The following is a 20,115-nucleotide window of genomic DNA, read 5'->3' as shown; positions in this document are numbered from 1 at the left end:
TCTTTTTTCATGCAAACAACCCTTTAAAGAAATCTATAATCGCATTAATTATATTCATGATAAAATCAAGTATTTTCTCAAGGAAATTTTTCGTTTCCTCTTTGTTGATGACATGATTTAAGTTATCTCTTACATTTTGTAATCCGTCTTTTACTTTATCCCAGTCAATATGAACATCCTTCATATGATCAAATAATGCAACAAGACTCTTTAAATCCGCATCGGTTAATGTGATCCCGAGCCTGTCGGCAACCCGCTGAATAAGCGCCTGCATTTCTTCAGGAGTTTTTGCCGGATTTTTTGCTAATTCTTGTTTAATTTCCGTTATTAATTGAGTTGCTTTATCTGTTCCAATCCGATCCCCAAGCTGCGCTGTTTTAATGACTTCTTCATTGGCCACTTGTTTTTGGCCTTCTGGAATAGTAATATCTGTCTTTGTTTCATAAGCTTTTAAGATACCGGTTAATGCGGCCGTTCCTGATACGTCAAATGGGGCCGTAACATATATATCGGCATCTTTAACCCCTGCGGTTACAAGTGCGTTTGTGATCATATCAGCGGTAACCCAATTAATATGATTCGTTTTTACGTGAAGTCCCTTCCCTGTTTCAGCAAGTGTTATTTTGGCCGAAGAAATGGCTCTCGTTCCGATTTTCGCCCTGGAAATATACTTACCAAGATATTCGTATTCTTCTTTATTTGAAACGGTAATCGCTTCAACGTTTGAAGGTACACCCATCTCATTTAAGATTTTTGTTTTTTGTTCAGAAGTTAAATCTTCACCCAATGTAACGATAACATCCCCTGGAGCACTATCAGCAAATGCATGTTTCGGAACCCAAATTAGCGTAATTAAAAATAATGGCAATAACCATTTGCAAATATTCTTCATAAAAGATCCACCTCTTAAAAAGTATATATAGCTTATACAAAAAGCTATGCACATCATTTTACACCACAATTTCTATATCGGCTAGAAATATTATTTTTTAAAAGATGGGTGTCATAATTTCATCGTTTTCACATATATTTGTCCCAAAGATTGTTCAAGGAGGACAAGCTAATGAAAAAGTTTTTTTTGTTCTGTTTAAGCTTGCTTATTATATATACAATGGCCTATGATTTAAAAATTGGGACGCTTAAGCCGCTTCAGGCGAAAACAAAAATGGCTCCAAAAAACAGCCAGGAAAAAATCTTCTATCAACGAGTGAAGGTTAAAGCAGGTGATACGGTTTTATCCGTTGTTGAACAATTGCATCAAAAAAGCGCTCCTCGATCAATGGCTAAACTGATCCGTGATTTTCGCTTGCTTAACAATATTCATCCGGAAGACATTCAAATCGGGCATGTATATAAATTCCCGATTTATCCGGATAAAAAATAAACAGGGCCACGTATAATAACTTGTTTCTTGCCAAACCTTTAAAACGATTGCTACAATGGACTGATGATAGGTGCAATTCGTATCAAATGATGTAAAAGGAGAGCGATTCACGAATGAGTGAAATAACGCATCGTTCAAAAACGAGACCCGTAAAAGTTGGAAATTTAACAATTGGCGGGAACAATCAAGTAATAGTTCAAAGTATGACAACGACAAAAACCCATGATGTAGAAGCGACAGTTGCTGAAATAAAACGGCTTGAAGAAGCCGGCTGTCAAATCGTTCGTGTGGCCTGTCCTGATATGAGAGCGGCAGAGGCGATTCCGGAAATAAAAAAACGAATTAATATTCCGCTTGTCGTAGATATACATTTTGATTATAAATTAGCCCTTAAAGCAATTGAAGGTGGAGCCGATAAAATTCGTATTAACCCTGGCAACATCGGCCGGAAGGAAAAGGTAGAAGCTGTTGTTAAAGCAGCAAAAGAAAAAGGCATTCCCATTCGCATTGGTGTTAACGCAGGTTCTCTTGAAAAAAAATATCTTGAAAAATACGGTTATCCAACTGCAGATGGCATGGTGGAAAGTGCTTTAGACCATATTAAAATTCTTGAAGACCTTGATTTCCATGATATTATTGTGTCAATGAAAGCATCAGATATCAATCTCGCCATTGAGGCATATGAAAAAGCAGCGAGAGCATTCGACTATCCGCTTCATCTTGGCATTACCGAATCTGGTACGCTGTTTGCTGGAACAGTGAAAAGTGCAGCTGGCCTTGGGGTAATTTTAAATAAAGGAATTGGCAATACATTACGTGTCTCACTAAGTGCCGATCCGGTAGAAGAAGTGAAGGTAGCGCGTGAGCTGTTGAAATCATTCGGGTTGCTTTCGGACGCTGCAACTTTAATTTCATGCCCGACATGTGGACGAATTGAAATTGATCTTATATCGATCGCGAATGAAGTTGAAGAATATATTTCTAAAGTTCGAGCGCCAATTAAAGTTGCGGTGCTTGGATGTGCCGTTAACGGGCCAGGAGAAGCAAGAGAAGCGGATATCGGTATTGCCGGCGCACGGGGCGAAGGCTTATTATTCAGGCATGGTGAAATTGTACGGAAGATTCCTGAAGATCAATTGCTTGATGAATTAAAAAAAGAAGTCGATAAACTTGCCGAAGAACATTACGCGAAACAAAAAGCCGGGCAAGTCAATTAAAAAAACGGGACGAAATGTCCCGTTTTTTTTGCTCCTTGTGTGTTAAAAGAAAGGTGCAAACAATAAGGAAATAACGATAGAGGCAATTCCAATGCCAATGCCCCACCATCCAGAAGTACGCGCTCCTCGGCCTACAGCAAAAAATCCGAGTATAATCCCTGTTGCACCTAATATGACGGGTAAAAAGAAAAGGGACGCTATCGAAGCAATAATTGAAAATACTCCAAGTCCTCTTCCTCCAACTTCTTCCCGATCTTCAGCTTCATTTCTTTCTATATTTTCTTCTCGCTCTTCCCGGCGGTCATTTACTCTATCCCATGTTGTTCCAGTAAGCGGTACAACTTCAGCCGCCGTTTCCTCGCGATAATCGTTTGTTCTCTCATCTTCATTGCGGTTTAAATCTCGAGTATCATCAGCCATGTAGATCCCTCTCTTTCCAAGAATAAGGAGCGTTTTTAGTATGACCGATATATCTCCTTTTCATAAAAACAATGACCATCTTTTCACCGGTAAAGGTGGGCATTGTTGGCAGTTCGATCTGAAATCAGTATAAATAAATAAAAAAAACCGGATTCTCCTTACGTTGAGAATCCGGTTTTTTTATGCGGTGCACTGGCTGCAATACCCGTAAATTTCAAATTTATGGCCGGTAATTTGAAATTCGGACAAATCGGTCGTCACTTTTTCCATCGGGCATGCATCAATTTCTTTCGTCTTCCCGCATTTCAAGCAAATCAGGTGATGGTGATGCTTTCCTGAGGGGCAAGTATATCGAAATTTCTTTTCCCCATCGAGTTCAGTTTCTTCCAATATCCCAAGATCAACAAAAATGGATAAATTCCTGTAGATTGTGTCAAAGCTTAAACCAGGGAAATTCGTCTTTAAAAACTCCTGCACATCTCTCGCCGATAAATATCTTTTTTCATCTGCAAATAACTGCAACATATGTTTTCGTTTATCTGTATATTTATAGCCTTCCTCTTTTAGCAATTTGATCGCGCGCAAAACATCCATGAAGGTATCCTCCAAACGGTTAATGTGATAATTTTCTTGTTACTTTTCTTTTTTTCCATAAAATTGATAGCAGTAAGATCAACACGCCGAGAATGACAATCGTTCCACCAGGGGCTAAATCGAGGTAATACGAAGAAATTAATCCTCCAATTACTTCTATTTCGCCAAACAAAACAGCAATAAAAAAGGTTTGTTTAAATCCTGTCGCAATCCGGATGCTTGCAGCAACTGGTAATGTCATTAATGAAGAAACAAGCAAGATCCCGACAATTTTCATAGAAGCGGCAATAACTAGAGCGACCATTACAATAAACGCGAATTGAATCCATTTCCCCTTTATTCCAGATACAACAGCCTGCTCTTCATCAAACGATAAGACAAATAGCTCCTTATATAATAAAAAGATCACAAGCACAACGGCGATCAATATGAAAAAGATCGTTATAACATCCGATTGCTTAACCGCAAGAACATTCCCAAATAAATAATTAAACAAATCTGTATTGAATCCCTGTGCAATCGAAATAAAAATGACGCTTAACCCGATTCCAGCTGACATAATAATCGGAATCGCCAACTCTTCAAAATGTTTGTATACCTTTCGCAATTTTTCTATACATAATGAACCGGCGACCGAAAAGAACATTCCCATATAAATGGGGTTCAATCCGTCAAAAAATGAATATTTTTTTCCAAGCATTAAATTTGCTGCAATCCCAGCCAATGAAATATGGGAAAGCGCATCGGCAATTAGCGATTGTTTTCTTACGACAATAAAGACGCCGAGAATAGGTGCCAAAAGACCAATCATTACACCGGTTAAAAAAGCATTTTGTAAAAACGTATATTTTAAAAACGGTAAATCCATTCAAAATGACCTCGCTTAATGTTGATGGTTTAAAACATGAACATGGTGCCCGTAAACGCCGGATAATCCTTCTTCTTTGTTTTTCTTAAATTCTTCTTTATTTCCATGAAAATGAATGGTTTGATTCAAACAGGCAACATCCGTTACGTAGTCGCTCATAACCCCGACATCATGGGTCACTAGAAGCAGCGACATATGCCGCTCTTCGTTCAAAGTTTTTAGCATACCGTAAAAATCAGTTGCCGATTGTGCATCGACACCAACTGTCGGCTCATCCAAAATCAAGAGCTCAGGGTCACTTACAAGCGCTCTTGCAATAAAAACACGTTGTTGTTGACCGCCTGATAATTCTCCAATGTTACGGCGGGCAAACTCTTCCATCCCTACCGCTTCAATCGCCTTCATTACTTTTTCTTTATCCTGTTTTTTAAAAAAGCGAAAAAGCCCGAGTTTGCCCACGAGACCCATCGATACGACTTCGAATACGGTTGCCGGAAACGCCGTATTAAAACTGTTAGCTTTTTGTGAAACGTACCCTATTTTATTCCATTCCTTAAAACGCTCCACCTTTTCGCCAAACAAAAAAATGCTTCCTTCTTGCGGCTTAAGAAAGCCAAGAATACATTTAATCAAGGTTGATTTTCCGGAACCGTTTGGACCAACCAGCCCTAAAAATGCCCCCTTTTGCACAGTTAATGATATATTTTCAAGCACATTTCGCTCACCATAATGATACGAAAGGTTTCTTATTGAAATGGCTGCCTCTTCTTTTCCTTTCATATATTCCTCCAACAATAAATAGTAATAATTACGATTTATATTCCGCATTTAGTATACATTACGCTGACCCTATTGTAAATAAAAGAAGCGTATCCATAATAGATACGCTAATGGATTGGGGATTTGAACTTTGCCCCTCTCGTTTCTTGTGTATTCATAATCGTAATAAATGCATTGCTATCAATTTCATACACAATATTTTTTAATTTTGTCACTTCAAGGCGGGTTACAACAGCATAAATCACCTCTTTCTCTTCATCCGTATAGCCGCCCTTTCCTTTTAGCTTCGTTGTTCCCCGGCCGAGACGGTCAAGTATGCCACTTGAAATTTCTTCATAATGGTCTGACACGATAAGAACAGCCTTCGTTTCATCAAGCCCCTGAATAACAGTATCAATCGTTTTAAAGGCAATATAATACGTCATGACTGAATACATTGCATGTTCTGAACCAAACACGAACCCCGCCCAGGCAAAAATGAAAATGTTGATAAACATAACAAACTCGCCGATGGAAAATGGAATTTTTTTCGTCAACATAATGCCGAGCATTTCCGTCCCATCCATTGCTCCGCCATGTCGGATAACAATTCCGACGCCCGCTCCTAAAAGCAGTCCGCCGAACACGGTAGCAAGTACAGGCTGATCGGTAAACGGTTGAACGCCATGTAAAAACGTTTCGATAACAGCAAGACAAAGGATGCCGAATAATGACGAAATGACAAACGTTTTTCCAATTTGTTTATAGCCCGAAAGAACAAACGGTAAATTCAGAAGGAAAACGAGAATTCCGAAGTTTAGAGGTGTTAAATAATCCAATATGAGGGAAATGCCGATAATTCCACCATCAATGATTTTATTTGGAATTAAAAAAAGTTCGATAGCGACAGCCGCAAGCGCTGCACCTAGCAATATCATAATGAAACGATAAATCAAATGCGAAAGACTTTCTTTTTTATGTTGTTTTTTTGTCATTCTAGTCCCCCTCGTAAAGTTAGCTTCTCTATCCATTATGACATAAAACACTAATCAATTCCTTTCCCGGTGCTCCGTCCTTGCAAAACAGTGATTTTTTAAGTTCACATTCTCTGGGCTCCTTCATATGATATGGAAGATGGGAGGTTATTATAAAATGAATCCAATAACACTTCATTTTTTAAACCAAAAAATTAATAGTTTGACTCCACAGGAATTGATGAATCTGGCAGCACAATATAATGTCCACATTACGCAGGCAGAGGCACAAAAAGTAGTGGCCATCTTAAGAAGACAAAAAATAGATGTTAAAAATGTAACACAACGAAAAATGATTGTTGAGACGATCGCTAGAGAGGTTAGCAGAGAAAAAGCGAACATGGTGCAATATTTAATTGACAACTACTTAAATTAACAGGGAAAGCCGAAGTGAACGTTCACTTCGGCTCTTTCTTTAAACCGTTAGCAATTTTTCCTGAAGGCTTTCATCAAATGTTTTATTTTTCAACATTTCAATTTCAAGTTTATAAGGCGGCTTTTTGTTATTTTTATCTGTACCGACATAAGGCGTTTCAAGAATTTTCGGTAGCTCCATTAATTGCGGATGATGCACAATATAATTTAATGCTTCAAAGCCGATTTTTCCAAACCCGATATTTTCATGGCGGTCTTTGGCCGCTCCCCGCTCGTTTTTACTATCATTAATATGAAGAACTTTGATCCGATCAATGCCGATAATTTTATCAAATTCATTTAACACGCCATCAAAATCATTAACAATGTCATAACCTGCATCGTGTGTGTGGCACGTATCAAAACAGATTGACAATTTCTCATTATGTGTAACGCCATCAATAATGGCTGCTAATTCTTCAAACGACCTTCCGCATTCCGAGCCTTTTCCAGCCATCGTTTCCAATGCAATTTGAACATCTTGATCAGGCGTTAATACTTCATTTAATCCTTCAATGATTTTCTTAATTCCCTCTTCGCATCCTGCACCAACGTGGGCTCCGGGATGCAGGACGATTTGTTTTGCCCCGATTGCCGCTGTCCGTTCAATCTCTGAACGAAGAAAATCGACACCCAATTGAAACGTTTCAGGTTTTACAGAGTTGCCGATATTAATGATGTAAGGTGCATGCACAACAATATCGACCATCCCATGTTCTTTCATATGCTGGATTCCAGCTTCAATATTTAAATCTTCAATTGCCTTGCGTCTTGTGTTTTGCGGCGCTCCGGTATAAATCATAAATGTGTTGGCACCGTATGATGCGGCTTCCTCGCTAGCTCCAAGAAGCATTTTTTTACCGCTCATTGATACATGTGAACCTAATTTAAGCATATTAATCCCCTCTCCCCCAAAATTCTATTTAAAACCTTTACGTTTTTTCGCCAATTTCTTTTTCTCTTCTAACAATTTCTTCTTATAGCCGGGCTTTACTTTCTTTGGTTTTGGGAGAACAATCCCTTTCTCGCGATTGGATGCGTTTTTTCTCGTCCGCGTTTTTATTTCTACCCATTCACCGCCTCTTAGCTCTTCCAGTACAAAATGAATGTTGCAGCTTTTAAGCTTTTGGATGGCTAATTGATCCGAAGGCTCAAACAGGGTAGCCGCAATTCCCGACATCCCCGCACGTCCTGTACGGCCCGTTCGATGAATGTAAAAGTCTAGATCTCTGGGTAATTCATAATTAATAATATGGCTGATTCCTTTAATGTCAATGCCTCTTGCGGCAAGATCGGTCGCGACAAGATATTGGAACTCCGCATTTTGGACCCGTTTCATAATGTTCTTTCGTTCTCTTGGCGGCACATCCCCATGCAGGCGTTCAACATTCATTCCTTCGGCAAGCATTGCATCCGCCACCTCATCGGCTGTCTTTTTCGTGTTTACAAAAATAATTGCCAGGTACGGATTATACGCTTTTGCTACTTTAATCAGAAGTTTCGTTTTATCCTGGTGCTTCGTTGGAATGAGTACATGTTTAATGTCCTGTGCCGTCACTTGTTCCGGATTTACATGCACGTAACGTGGATTTTCCATATATTTACGCAAGAATGGCTGCAATTTTTCAGGTATCGTAGCAGAAAAAACAAGCATTTGCAGATTAGCTGCCATTCGGGCTGCCACCTGGTCAACATCTTCAATAAAGCCCATATCAAGCATTTGATCGGCTTCATCCACGACTAAAGCAGTAGCGGTATAAACATTGATACCTTCGTTTATGACCATGTCTTTAATGCGGCCGGGGGTTCCGATCAACACATGCGGGACATTTTTCAACTTGTCCACCATTCGTTTCCTGTCCGTACCACCAACTACTGTCTTGGCCCTTACATATTGATCTTCCGGGAAATATTGTGCCAGCTTTTCATATTCTTGATAAATTTGCCGCGCTAGTTCACGAGTCGGCGCTGTAATAATCGCCTGTATTTCATCTTTTGAAGGGTCAACCCGGTGAATGACCGGAAGCAAAAAGGCCAATGTTTTTCCCGATCCGGTTTGTGATTGTCCGATTATATCGTGGCCATTAATCGCACCGGGAATTACCCTTTCCTGAATTTCAGTCGGTTTTTTAAAATTTTGTTTTTCCAGCGCTTTAATTAAAAAATCCGATATATTTAATCGTTCAAAAGGACTACTCATTTTCTTTATCACCTGTTTTCTTGTTGTGCTGCTCCTTTAAGTATTATAGAGGAAGTAGTAAAAATAAGCTATGAATAATATTTTTGACCGATTGAACCAGGTAAATACCCATTCCCAAATGAAAGACACACCTTTAGCCTGATTTTTCATATCCTTAAATGAGAGTATTTTTTTCGAAAGGAGGGTTATGCAAGATGAATCCATTTCCTTCACCCGGCCCACAAATGAGAGCACCTAATTCTTTTCCTCCAGGGCAAATGTTTCCCGCACGAACTGGCGGACTTACTAATTTCGCCCGTGCCCCCGGATTAATCGGGACAGGGGGTGCTGCAAGAGCTCCTGTCAATATTATGACGGTGCTTGAAAATGTCCAAAAAATGTTTCAAGTGGCTGAAACAATGGGGCCAATGTTCAGACAGTATGGACCTGCAGTAAAAAACTTGCCGAATTTAGTGAAAAAATTCCAAAACGGCCTAACAAGTTTTATGCCAAAAGAAAAAGAAAGTGAAAGTCAAAGCGACGGTCCAAAAGCTGAAGAGAGTCTATCTTTTAAAGAAAAACTAAAAGAAAAAATCAATCGTAGCCGGCCTGAAAAAAATAAAAATTTAAATGAGTCAATTTCTATCAATGAGGAAACGATCCAAACGAAGCAAACGAAGAGGAAAAGCTTGCCGGATACAAACATTGTAACGCATAAAAAACGCAAAAAAACAAGCAACATTAAAGACGAGAATAAAAATAAGGAATTTCAAAAAAGTGATGAAAATGAATTAATGAAAATCACGGGTCCTAAAGGATATAAAGCACCCTCTTTATCACGTAAAATCGAAGCAAAAGGAATAATTGAAAAATCTCAGCCCCGTCCGAAGCTCTATATATAATCTCATTCATTGTGTTCAACCTCTCTCTCCTTTATAATGAAGTGAAGATGCATAAGTAAACCATAAATTTATATCGTACGAAAAGTTTTCACTATAAGGGAGAGATCATAATGGAAGTCATCAAAATATCTCCTCGGGGCTATTGTTACGGTGTCGTTGACGCCATGGTACTCGCAAGACAGGCAGCGAAAAATCCTACTTTACCAAGACCTATCTATATATTGGGTATGATTGTCCATAATAAGCATGTGACCGAAGCCTTCAATGAAGAGGGAATTATTACACTTGATGGCGAAAGCCGGCTTGACTTAATCAAAAACATTGATTCCGGAACAGTTATTTATACCGCACATGGGGTTTCACCCGAAGTGAGAAGAATCGCCCATGAAAAAGGATTGTATGAAATTGATGCAACATGTCCTGACGTGACGAAGACACATGACCTTATCCGTGAAAAAGAACGTGAAGGGTATGAAGTCATTTATATCGGGAAAAAGGGCCACCCCGAACCTGAAGGAGCAATCGGCATCGCTCCGGAGATTGTGCATTTAATTGAGAAACCTGAAGATATTGATCATCTTAAAATTACTAGCGAGAAAATTTTAATCACGAACCAAACGACTATGAGCCAATGGGATGTTGCAGAAATTATTAAACAGCTTTTGAAGAAATATCCACATGCCGAAGTTCATAAAGAAATTTGTTTAGCCACACAGGTTCGCCAGGAAGCGGTAGCTGAGCAGGCAAAAGACTGTGATCTTGTCATTGTTGTAGGAGACCCGAGAAGTAATAATTCGAACCGGCTAGCACAAGTTTCTGAAGAAATTGCCGGAACAAAAGCGTATCGTATTGCAGATGTTACAGAAATTGAGCTCGATTGGTTAAAAGGAGTTCAAAAAGTCGGAGTGACATCCGGTGCATCAACCCCAACACCGATCACAAAAGAAGTTATTCAATTTCTTACCCAATATGATGAAAATGATCCATCCACATGGAAACGCGAACGTAAAGTAAGCCTTGATCGAATTTTACCTAAAGTAAAAAATCCCCTATAAAGGGGATTTTTTACATAAACATAAATGGATCAGTATTGACTTCAGAACAAATGACTTCCGTATCGTATTTTTTTTCTTTTACAGATTGGGCGATGACTTGTTGCAATCCTTTTTTCATGATTTTCTCGATGTTATGCCCTGGATCAATAATCGTTAACCCTTCTGCCTGTGCATCATGTGCATTATGGTAATAAATATCACCTGTAACAAGGACATCGGCTCCTTTGAATTGAGCGGCTGATATGAATTTATTTCCATCTCCTCCGACAACGGCTACTTTTTGAATCGGGCGATTGTGTCCTTTGATTACCCTTAACGCGTTTACATGAAGACTGTTTTTCACATGCTGAACGAATTCTTCAAGTGTCATCGCTTTCTCCAATTGGCCGATTTTACCAATTCCGAGAAACTCCCCTTCATTTTCAAGTGGGTATACATCGTAAGCTACTTCTTCATATGGGTGTGCGTGAAGCATTTCCGAAATAACAGCTTTTTTTAATGCTTCAGGGACAATTGTTTCAATCTTTACCTCATCTACGATTTCTAATTCCCCTAGTTTGCCAATATACGGATTCGTGCCTTCTAAAGGTTTAAAAGTTCCTAGCCCGCTTGAATTAAATGTACAGTGGCTGTAATTTCCGATATGGCCGGCACCCGCGGAGCTAATCGCATCTCTCACTTTGTCCACATGGCTTTTTGGAACGAATACAGCAAGTTTTATATATTTAGCCATGGTCGTTGGCTTTAATACAGTCGTATTGGTAAGCTTTAATGCTTCAGCCAGCCAATCATTAACCCCCCCTTGAGCAACATCAAGGTTTGTATGGGCAGCATAAACCGTTATATCATTTTTGATTAACTTTTCAATGACCCTCCCCTGCGAACGGGACGTATCAATCCGCTTTAACGGGCGATAAATCATCGGATGATGTGCAATAATGAGATCGACACCCTTTTCGATCGCTTCATCAACGACAGTCTCCAGCACATCTAGCGCAATCATCACTTTTTTGACCGGCTTATTTAATGTTCCAACTTGTAGTCCGATCGGGTCTCCTTCTTCAGCCAATGATTTTGGCGCAAACTTTTCCATAATTGATATGATCCATTGTCCATTCGCTGGTTTAACCATAATTAATCAACTCCTTTACTGTTTCTATTTTTTCTTTCAACTCTGCGATTTTCAACCCCACCCCTGGTGAACCGCTTTTCTTCATTTGCTTTAAAATGTTAGTCCATTGGGCAATTTCTCCAAGCCATTTTTCGCGAAAAACGTCACTTTTTTCTTTTAATAAATATGGTCCTAACAGTAACTCATATGTAGGATTTCCGCTATAAGGCTGTACCCCGGTTCGATCGGCCACAAGAACTTCATAAATTTTTCCGTCTTCTTTTAATATTTCTTCCGTAACTAAAATCCAATTTTCTTTTAACAGCCATTTTCTTACCGACTCTGATCCAACATTTGGCTGTAGAATCAGACGTTTTACACCCTCGAGCTTTTCTTTTCCTTCTTCAAGGATAGTGGCGATTAATTGTCCACCCATTCCGCAAATGGTAATGACCTCTGCCTCATTTGCGGAAATAACCGCAAGACCGTTTCCTTTTCGAACAGTAATGACATGTTCGAGTCCCGATTCTTCCACTTGCTTTTTAGCCGATTGATACGGACCTTCATTGATTTCGCCTGCAATGGCACCTTTTATTCGCTTATTTACGGCAAGGTAACATGGCAAATACGCATGGTCCGATCCAATATCAGCAACAATCGAGTGATCAAGAACATATTTCGCCACTTTTTCCAAACGTAATGATAGTTTTTCAACATTCATTTTTCTTCACCTGAATTTTAATAATGTATTGAATAAAAAAGCTTTCTGTCGAAATAAACAGAAAGCTTTCTCTCTTATTTTTTCTTTGAGAGCCAGTCAGCCACAATGTTCGCTTCATCCCCCTGGATTACACCGGCAGGCATTTGCCCTTTTGCACCTTTTTTACCGTTTTTAATGGTATTTAAAATATCATCTTTTGACAGCTCTTTTCCGATGTGTTGTAAGTTAGGTCCGACTGCACCTTCCAAATTTTGTCCATGGCATGAAGTACAATTTTTCTTAACAATTGTTTCCGGATTTAATGCCGCTTTTTCTTTTGCTTTTTGTGCCTCATTTTTATTATGGATTCCCCAACCGGATACCGAAATAATGGCAACAATTCCTATTATTGCGATTACATAAAAAGGCACAAGCGGATTACGTTTCATCTTATTTCCTCCTTCAACTGTCACACTTTGCTGATTCTCTTTTGCTCTGGTTATGTAAAATATAATCCATTTCCTATTGTATCTGAAATAAGTTTCAAAGAAAAGAGGCAAGACGATTTTTACTCGTTTTGTCACAACATTCTATCATTTCCCAGAAAATCTATCTGCTATCATTATCCTTTCCTATTGAATGGAAAAAATACCGCCATTCTTGGCGGTATTTTCAATTAAACATTAATTTCTTCTACCCACTTTTTGGCACTTTCCCTGAGCTTATATTTTTGAATTTTCCCTGAAGCTGTCATCGGATATTCATTAACGAAAAAGATGTATTCAGGAATTTTAAAATTTGCGATTTGACCTTTGCAAAAATCTCTAATTGCTTTTTTTTCTAAATGGGCGCCTTCTTTTAAGCGAATGCAGGCGGCTACTTTTTCCCCATATTTCGGATCTGGAACCCCAATGACTTGCACGTCGAGAATATCAGGATGAGTGTACAAAAATTCTTCCACTTCCCTCGGATACACATTTTCTCCTCCGCGGATAATCATATCCTTCAGCCGTCCTGTTATTTTTATATAACCTTCCTTATCCATTGTTGCAAGGTCACCGGTGTGAAGCCAACCGTCCTGATCAATTGCTTCTTCTGTGCTTTCCGGCATTTTATAATAGCCCTTCATGACATGATAGCCTCGTGTACAAAGTTCTCCTTGTACATCAAAGGGAACTTCTTTTCCGGTAACAGGATCAATAATTTTCACTTCGACATTTGGATGTTTTCTGCCAACTGTTTCTACTTTTCGTTCAATTGGGTCATCCGTTCGTGTTTGCGTAATGACAGGAGACGATTCCGTCTGTCCGTAAGCAATTGTAACTTCCGCCATTCCCATTAAATGAATAACTTTTTTCATCACTTCGATCGGGCAAGGAGATCCTGCCATGATCCCCGTTCTTAATGTAGATAGGTCAAATTCGTTGAATCTTGGATGATTTAATTCGGCGATAAACATCGTTGGAACACCGTGGAGCGCTGTACATTTTTCACGCTGTACGGTTTCAAGCACTTCTTCCGGATCAAATTGAACGAGAGGAACTACCGTCGCCCCGACTGAAACGGCCGCCAGCACTCCGAGCACGCAGCCGAAGCAGTGAAAAAAAGGTACAGGAATGCATAGTCGGTCGTCATTTGTTAAGTTCATAGCTTCGGCTATTTGATGGGCATTGTTTACAATGTTGTTATGTGTGAGCATTACCCCTTTTGGAAAGCCGGTTGTCCCTGATGTATATTGCATGTTAATGACATCATCAGGATGAAGGGTTTTCTCATATTGCATGAGCTCATCATCCGAAAGCTGTTCCCCTTTCTTGAGCATCTCTTCCCAACCGAGCATTCCTTCAGGCGCACCTTTTCCAAGATAGATTAAATGTTCGAGATACGGGAACCTCTCAGCCTGCTCCTTTGTTTCTAGAGCGATCTTTACATAGGAAGTATTACGGTAGCCTTCTATTAAAAATAATGCTTTCGTATCCGATTGATTTAATAAATAGTGCAACTCTGAAGATTGGTAATTTGTATTTACCGTGACGAGAACGGCGCCAATTCTGGCCGATCCAAATTGCAAAAGGAGCCATTCCGGAACATTGGTCGCCCACACCGCGATATGATCCCCTTTTTGTATACCTAACGCCAACAGTCCTTTTGCCACTTTTGTTGTCATATCATAAAACGCTTTATACGTGTACCGTAAATTTAAGCTGCTATATACAACCGCCTCTTGTCCGCCATACTTTTGAACTTGCTCTTTTAAACATTCGCCAACCGTTTTATTCCATAGATCCCCCATAGTTCACCTCTACCTGGAACAATTTTTTTATTATCGGCAGCCAATTTCTCTCGCAATAACCATTCGCTGAACTTCCGATGTTCCTTCTCCGATTTCTAATAGCTTCGCATCTCGATAATAACGTTCAACATGGTAGTCTCTCATATAGCCGTTCCCCCCATGAATTTGAACAGCGTCTGAACAAATAGATGTACATGCTTCAGAAGCAAACAACTTCGCCATAGAGGCTTCCTTTGAAAACTTCTTGCCCGAATCCTTCAACCATGCTGCCTTATAAACCATCATTCTTGCCAGTTCAATTTTCATCGCCATATCCGCCAGTTTAAATTGAATCGCCTGGAAGTTGGAAATCGGACGGCCGAATTGTTTTCGTTCCTTTGCATACTGAATCGCTTTTTCATAGGCCGCCTGGGCGATCCCAACCGCCATTGCACCGATTCCGATCCTTCCCCCATCAAGCGTCACTAAAAATTGTTTGAAGCCCTCGCCCCGTTTGCCGAGAAGATGGTCTGCGGGCACCCTGACATCTTCCAAAACAAGTTCTGTCGTATTGGAGGCATGAAGTCCCATTTTTTCATAGTTATCCAGAACGGAAAATCCTTTCGTATCGGTTGGAACAATAATGGCGCTTATTTCTTTTTTTCCGCCATTCCGTCCTGTAATAGCTGTTAAGGCCACATGCTTTGCATAACTTGCGTTTGTGATGAAACATTTGCTTCCGTTAATGACCCAATCACCCGCTTCCTGCACTGCCGTTGTTTCCGTACCGCCGGCGTCAGATCCCGCCCCCGCTTCCGTTAATCCAAATGCTCCAAGTGATTCCCCGGTACAAATCGGAACGAGATACTTTTCTTTCTGCTCTTTTGTGCCAAACATATTCAAAGGAGCACCGCCGAGAGAAATATGTGCCGCGTATGTAATGCCTGTAGATCCGCAGGCACGGCTCAGTTCTTCGACAACAATTGCAAAACTAACGGTATCAGCCCCGGCTCCTCCGTATTCTTCAGGAAAAGGAAGCCCCATCATCCCTAATTCGGATAGTTTATGAAACACTTCTTTCGGAAACCTTTTCTCCTTATCCCGTTTTTCTGCATCGGGGGCTACTACTTCTTCTGCAAACTCGCGAATCATCTTCTGGATCATCAATTGTTCATCCGTTAAAGCAAAATTCATATTGACCTCCTTTTTGTAAAAAAAATATTGTTTGTATACGCTTTCAAGTTTATTATAGAGTTAAAGGCTGAATTTTTACAATATTTTTATTCTAATAAGCTTTTTTTAGAAGGCCATTTGCATTACAGAAAAAGAATCAGTAAAATATATACAAAGACGAAAGTTACTAAAGGAACTTAGACATAAAAAAATAAGCCTGCTCAAAAGGCAGACTTATTTTTCAACAATTATTCAAGGAAGTCTTTCAGACGCTTGCTTCGGCTAGGATGGCGTAATTTCCGCAATGCTTTTGCTTCAATTTGGCGAATACGCTCTCTCGTTACTCCAAACACTTTTCCTACTTCTTCGAGCGTTCGCGTTCTGCCGTCATCAAGTCCAAAGCGGAGTCTGAGCACATTTTCTTCCCTGTCCGTTAACGTATCCAGAACATCTTCAAGCTGTTCTTTTAACAATTCATATGCTGCAGCTTCAGAAGGGGCAAGCGCATCCTGGTCTTCAATAAAGTCACCAAGATGGGAATCATCTTCTTCACCAATTGGTGTTTCAAGCGATACAGGTTCTTGAGCAATTTTAAGGATTTCCCTTACCTTGTCTGGCGATAAGTCCATTTCCGCTCCAATTTCTTCAGGTGATGGATCACGCCCTAGATCTTGAAGGAGTTGACGTTGAACTCGAATTAATTTATTGATCGTTTCGACCATATGAACTGGAATACGAATGGTTCTCGCCTGGTCAGCAATCGCTCTTGTTATCGCCTGGCGAATCCACCATGTTGCATATGTGCTGAATTTAAACCCTTTATCATAATCGAACTTTTCAACGGCTTTAATTAAGCCCATATTTCCTTCCTGGATCAAATCAAGAAACAACATGCCCCGCCCTACGTAACGTTTGGCGATGCTGACGACAAGCCTTAAGTTGGCTTCGGTCAATCGGCGCTTCGCTTCTTCATCGCCTTCTTCGATCCGTTTCGCCAATTCAATTTCTTCTTCTGCAGAGAGAAGATCAACCCGTCCGATTTCTTTTAAATACATTCTTACCGGATCGTTGATTTTAACACCGGGCGGTACACTAAGGTCGTTAAGGTCGAATTCTTCTTCGTCTTTTTCTTCAAATTTCGGCTCTTCATCGTCATCCGGCTCGTCAATAACTTCAATGCCCTGTTCTTCAAGGTAATGAAAAAATTCGTCCATTTGCTCAGAATCTTGATCAAACGGCGCTAATTTGTTTGTCACATCTGAATAAGTGAGTGCACCTCGTCTTTTTCCTGTTTCGATTAATTGTTCTTTAACTTGATCGATGGTTAATTCGCCTTCCGTTTTTTCACGGTTCGGTTTCTCAGCCATTCGATCCCCTCCTTCCACACTTCAACCAACAAATTATAAACCTTATAAACGTTAAAAGATTTTTAAACTCTGCCTTATCGAGCACTTATTTCAATGCTTTTTTCATTTGCAATATTTCCATTGCAATGCGGGCTGCCAGGGTGTAGTCTCGCTGTCGTTCCGCTTCTTTTCTTTGCCTTTCTTTTTCCTGTATTTCCAATTTTTTTGGATAGGAACTGATTTGTTTAACATAATCGTTTAACTCAGGGTCAGAAAGGTGATCAGTTACTGTCATCATCGCCAGTTCAGACGTAATCTTACGTAACTTCTCGTCATCAATGCGCTCAAGCAAAAGGCCGACATTCGGCAAATTTCCTTCCTCGTAGAAGGCATATAAATATGCTGCAATCGCATTGTGCTCTTCTATATTAAATGCTCCGGGAAGACGTTCTTGAATTGCAAAAGCAATTTCTCTGTCTTTCAGCATATGGGCAAGAAGAATTCTTTCAGCATTATGATAAGCTGGCAATAGAGGTTTATTAATAAATGAATGAAACCTAGAATTATTATTCCTATTTTGGTTAACGTTATCCTTTTGCCGCTTTATCTGCTTATAGACTTGGGATTGTTGTTGCTTTAACGCTTCAAGGGAAAGATGAAATTCATCAGCAAGCTGCCGCAAATAATGGTCTCGTTCAACAGCTTTCGGAAGCCTGCTTATCTCATTGATTACCTCTTCGATATAGAGCATTCGTTCCGCTTCGTCATTGAGATTTTTTCCCTTGCGGTAATATTGAATTTTAAAGGCCATTACGGTTAAACTCGTCCCTATTACATCCTTTTGAAACTTCTCAGGTCCATAGGTCTGAATGTAGTCATCGGGATCTAATCCGCCTGGCATTTGGGCTATCTTTACGAAACAGCCCGCTTCTTCTAATATTTTCGCGGCTCGAAATGCCGCTTCAATCCCTGCATGGTCAGAATCATAGCATATTGTGACGCTTTGAACATTTCTTGCGAGCAGCGCCGCCTGCTCCTCCGTTAATGAAGTTCCAAGTGTAGCCACACCATTTGTTATTCCGGCCCTAAAAGCACTTGTTGTATCAACATATCCTTCAAATAAAACCGCCTGTTGCTTCTTTCTCATCTCGGCTCTGGCTAAATGAAAGGCATATAAATTTTTGCCCTTATTAAAAATCTTCGTTTCCGGGCTGTTTAAATATTTCGGTTCACCTTCTCCCAATACCCTTCCACCGAATGCGATTACCTTGCCATTGCGATTCCAAATCGGAAACATAATGCGGTTTCGGAAACGGTCAAAAAACTTACCGTCAAATTCCCGTTTGCCAAGTAGACCTGCGTTTTTGACAACTTCGAGGGAAAACCCCCGTTTGGCGAGGAAGTTGGTAACAGCATCCCATGAATCAGGAGCGTAGCCGATTTGAAAGGTTTGAATCACATCATCCGTAAACCCTCTATTTTTTAAATAGCCAAGAGCTTTTATCCCCTGTTTAGTATTGACTAAATAATGATGATAAAGCTTTGCAACGAGTTCATGGGCTTCGACCATTTTGGTTCGAAAGTCTTCTTTATCGGAAAACTCTTGAACCTTTAACTGGGGCAAATCGATGCCGTTCTTTTCAGCGATATGTCGGACGGCTTCAATAAAAGTATACCCTTCAATATTCATTAGAAACGAAAATACATTTCCACCTGCCCCACAACCGAAACAATGATATATTTGCTTTTCAGGCGAGACAGAAAAAGATGGGGATTTTTCCCCATGGAACGGGCACAGTCCGAAATAATTTCGGCCTTGCTTTTTTAATGGAACGTATTCACTGACAAGGTCAACAATATCCATTGATGTTCTTATTCGTTCGATAGTTTCTTCAGGAATCCGTTCAGCCATGTTCATCACCGTACTTACTTCCTGCTTCTAGCCCTTAAAAAATAAAGAAAAAAAGCAGACAAGTTATACTTATTCGTTATAAATTAATAAAATCCTTCAAGATTCGACAATATTTTTTTAAATTCGAAGCAAAAATTGCCATGGTCTGTTTCTGTAAATTTGGAAGGTCCTTTTGTCCGATTCCCTGCCCTCCTTTGTTTTGCAGAAACGAAACGTTCAAACAGCATCCTCTCCATTTCCTCCTCACGAAACACTTTCCCTCTTGGAGAGATGACGTAAACTCCTTTCGCTACTAAAATACTTGCCAGTGCGTGATCCTGGGTAATGACGACATCACCTTGATTAACATGGTTCATGATGTATAAATCGACTTCCTCTCTGTTTGAATCGACCAATACATATCGCATACCGTATGTTTGTTCTGACATATGTGCATAAGAAATGACCATTACTGCTTCTAATTGATAGTCATTGCAAATTTCAAAAGTTGATTGCTTGATTTGAACAGGACACGCATCTCCATCAATCAACACTAATGGATTTTGTTTCGTCATAGTTTTAATTTCTACATCCTTTACCGGAATCCTTCTATGTTTTCAATTTGTCGAACAAAACCTGATTTTGACAGATCTACTGTTTTTCGTTAATAATCTTCTATTTTAGATCAATGTTATACTTTTTAATCACAATGTTATATTATAATCAAAAAGAAATAATAATTCCACTAATTTATATTTTTTTTGATCAAGAAGAAACGTACAAAATTCAATGAATT

21 protein-coding genes are annotated in these 20,115 nt (G+C 39.7%); 5 read left to right on the top strand and 16 right to left on the bottom strand.

Annotated features, from left to right (window positions below; all coding sequences use genetic code 11):
* Positions 1-7: 7 nt before the first annotated feature.
* Entirely contained in the window at positions 8-892 is an 885-nt protein-coding gene (locus tag WD019_RS03610; protein ID WP_425710687.1) for a DUF1002 domain-containing protein, read from the bottom strand.
* 171 nt (positions 893-1,063) lie between these two features.
* On the opposite strand from WD019_RS03610, the gene WD019_RS03605 reads away from it, so the two are divergent.
* On the top strand, positions 1,064-1,384 hold the full coding sequence (locus WD019_RS03605) for a hypothetical protein (RefSeq protein ID WP_425710686.1): 321 nt from the start codon (positions 1,064-1,066) through the stop codon (positions 1,382-1,384).
* A 113-nt stretch (positions 1,385-1,497) separates the two neighbouring features.
* A complete protein-coding gene (gene ispG / locus WD019_RS03600) occupies positions 1,498-2,601 on the top strand; it encodes a flavodoxin-dependent (E)-4-hydroxy-3-methylbut-2-enyl-diphosphate synthase (protein ID WP_026676714.1) in 1,104 nt (367 codons plus the stop codon).
* A gap of 42 nt (positions 2,602-2,643) precedes the next feature.
* Here ispG and WD019_RS03595 read toward each other — a convergent pair whose 3' ends face one another.
* From WD019_RS03595 to WD019_RS03575, 5 genes are all read right to left on the bottom strand, one after another.
* Positions 2,644-3,021 (bottom strand): DUF4190 domain-containing protein, encoded by a 378-nt coding sequence (locus WD019_RS03595; RefSeq protein WP_425710685.1) that lies wholly within the window; start codon positions 3,019-3,021, stop codon positions 2,644-2,646.
* 180 nt (positions 3,022-3,201) lie between these two features.
* Positions 3,202-3,615, bottom strand: a complete 414-nt coding sequence (locus tag WD019_RS03590; protein ID WP_425710684.1) for a Fur family transcriptional regulator — start codon at positions 3,613-3,615, stop codon at positions 3,202-3,204.
* Positions 3,616-3,634: 19 nt separating this feature from the next.
* Entirely contained in the window at positions 3,635-4,483 is an 849-nt protein-coding gene (locus tag WD019_RS03585) for a metal ABC transporter permease (RefSeq protein WP_425710683.1), read from the bottom strand.
* 15 nt (positions 4,484-4,498) lie between these two features.
* Positions 4,499-5,263, bottom strand: coding sequence for a metal ABC transporter ATP-binding protein (locus WD019_RS03580; protein WP_026676325.1), 765 nt, complete (start codon positions 5,261-5,263; stop codon positions 4,499-4,501).
* A gap of 107 nt (positions 5,264-5,370) precedes the next feature.
* A complete protein-coding gene (locus WD019_RS03575) occupies positions 5,371-6,237 on the bottom strand; it encodes a YitT family protein (RefSeq protein ID WP_026676326.1) in 867 nt (288 codons plus the stop codon).
* Between the two features lie 157 nt (positions 6,238-6,394).
* On the opposite strand from WD019_RS03575, the gene WD019_RS03570 reads away from it, so the two are divergent.
* Entirely contained in the window at positions 6,395-6,652 is a 258-nt protein-coding gene (locus WD019_RS03570; RefSeq protein WP_051291238.1) for a DUF2624 family protein, read from the top strand.
* 39 nt (positions 6,653-6,691) lie between these two features.
* On the opposite strand, the gene WD019_RS03565 is transcribed toward WD019_RS03570, so the two are convergent.
* Both WD019_RS03565 and WD019_RS03560 read right to left on the bottom strand, forming a co-directional pair.
* Positions 6,692-7,585, bottom strand: a complete 894-nt coding sequence (locus WD019_RS03565) for a deoxyribonuclease IV (RefSeq protein WP_026676327.1) — start codon at positions 7,583-7,585, stop codon at positions 6,692-6,694.
* Positions 7,586-7,609: 24 nt separating this feature from the next.
* Positions 7,610-8,890: a DEAD/DEAH box helicase gene (locus tag WD019_RS03560; RefSeq protein ID WP_035349978.1), complete on the bottom strand. Its 1,281-nt coding sequence runs from the start codon at positions 8,888-8,890 to the stop codon at positions 7,610-7,612.
* Between the two features lie 194 nt (positions 8,891-9,084).
* On the opposite strand from WD019_RS03560, the gene vrrA reads away from it, so the two are divergent.
* Positions 9,085-9,771, top strand: a complete 687-nt coding sequence (gene vrrA, locus WD019_RS03555) for a VrrA/YqfQ family protein (protein ID WP_425710682.1) — start codon at positions 9,085-9,087, stop codon at positions 9,769-9,771.
* Positions 9,772-9,881: 110 nt separating this feature from the next.
* Entirely contained in the window at positions 9,882-10,826 is a 945-nt protein-coding gene (locus tag WD019_RS03550; RefSeq protein WP_026676330.1) for a 4-hydroxy-3-methylbut-2-enyl diphosphate reductase, read from the top strand.
* Positions 10,827-10,836: 10 nt separating this feature from the next.
* Here WD019_RS03550 and WD019_RS03545 read toward each other — a convergent pair whose 3' ends face one another.
* The 8 genes from WD019_RS03545 to WD019_RS03510 form a co-directional block, all read right to left on the bottom strand.
* Entirely contained in the window at positions 10,837-11,958 is a 1,122-nt protein-coding gene (locus tag WD019_RS03545) for a Nif3-like dinuclear metal center hexameric protein (protein WP_026676331.1), read from the bottom strand.
* Positions 11,951-12,658: a tRNA (adenine(22)-N(1))-methyltransferase gene (locus tag WD019_RS03540; protein WP_026676332.1), complete on the bottom strand. Its 708-nt coding sequence runs from the start codon at positions 12,656-12,658 to the stop codon at positions 11,951-11,953. Before WD019_RS03540 ends, WD019_RS03545 begins: the two co-directional genes overlap by 8 nt.
* A 74-nt stretch (positions 12,659-12,732) precedes the next feature.
* The gene (gene cccA, locus WD019_RS03535) at positions 12,733-13,086 is read right to left on the bottom strand and encodes a cytochrome c550 (protein ID WP_026676333.1); all 354 of its coding nucleotides are present in this window, start codon (positions 13,084-13,086) and stop codon (positions 12,733-12,735) included.
* A gap of 227 nt (positions 13,087-13,313) precedes the next feature.
* Positions 13,314-14,930, bottom strand: a complete 1,617-nt coding sequence (locus WD019_RS03530; protein WP_425710681.1) for an AMP-binding protein — start codon at positions 14,928-14,930, stop codon at positions 13,314-13,316.
* 30 nt (positions 14,931-14,960) lie between these two features.
* Positions 14,961-16,103, bottom strand: coding sequence for an acyl-CoA dehydrogenase (locus tag WD019_RS03525; RefSeq protein ID WP_026676335.1), 1,143 nt, complete (start codon positions 16,101-16,103; stop codon positions 14,961-14,963).
* Positions 16,104-16,330: 227 nt separating this feature from the next.
* A complete protein-coding gene (rpoD, locus tag WD019_RS03520) occupies positions 16,331-17,449 on the bottom strand; it encodes an RNA polymerase sigma factor RpoD (RefSeq protein WP_026676336.1) in 1,119 nt (372 codons plus the stop codon).
* An 85-nt stretch (positions 17,450-17,534) separates the two neighbouring features.
* The gene (gene dnaG, locus WD019_RS03515) at positions 17,535-19,340 is read right to left on the bottom strand and encodes a DNA primase (protein ID WP_026676337.1); all 1,806 of its coding nucleotides are present in this window, start codon (positions 19,338-19,340) and stop codon (positions 17,535-17,537) included.
* A gap of 83 nt (positions 19,341-19,423) precedes the next feature.
* Positions 19,424-19,894, bottom strand: a complete 471-nt coding sequence (locus WD019_RS03510) for a YaiI/YqxD family protein (protein WP_425710680.1) — start codon at positions 19,892-19,894, stop codon at positions 19,424-19,426.
* Positions 19,895-20,115 lie beyond the last annotated feature (221 nt).

It is taken from the genome of Fictibacillus sp. Mic-4, assembly GCF_049843615.1.
In the GTDB taxonomy this organism is placed as follows: Bacteria; Bacillota; Bacilli; order Bacillales; family Fictibacillaceae; genus Fictibacillus_A; species Fictibacillus_A gelatini.
Note: the sequence above shows the minus strand (reverse complement) of the source record. Positions and strands in the feature narration are given on the sequence as shown.